This is a genomic window from Pseudomonas sp. DF11 (assembly GCF_058148565.1).
The window spans coordinates 1-458 of record NZ_JBYVYN010000029.1 but is presented as its reverse complement, the minus strand read 5'-3'; the positions used below and the strand labels follow the sequence as shown (position 1 = coordinate 458).

Annotated in this window: 1 protein-coding gene; it reads right to left on the bottom strand. The window is 67.5% G+C overall.

Annotated elements, in window-relative coordinates; genetic code table 11:
- The coding region (locus AC30D9_RS29390; protein WP_490145377.1) for a hypothetical protein at positions 1 to 458 on the bottom strand (458 nt) is incomplete at both ends.

Sequence of the window (458 nt, the reverse complement as noted above, 5' to 3'; positions counted from 1 at the left end):
CCCAGCGGATCCTGCTCGGCGATCAGCCGGCCCTGTTCGTCATAGGCCTTGAGGTGCTCGCCGCCGTCGGGCTCGACCTTGCGCACCAGCCGCGCCCGCTCGTCGTGGACGTACACTTCCTGGCTGCCATCCAGGTGCCGGACCGTGACGCTGCCGTCCTCGCCCCAGGTGTAGCGGCTGTCCATCTGCGCAAACGAGGCCCAGTGCCGGACGCAGCGGGAGGCCGGCCCGAGGCCTTGCCACTCCCAGTAGAAACTCGCCCCGCCGGCCAATTGCCGCTGGAGGATGACGTGTCGGTCGTCGTAGTCGTAGCGTTCGCTTTCGCCGGCGGCATTGATCGCTTCGATCAGCCGGAAACGTCCGTCGTAGCGGTAGGACACCAGCGTCTGTTCGGTCCGCCAGGCTTCGTCGAGGGTGATGGCCGGGTGGAAGCTCTGGTAGTCGACGGCGATCAGGTG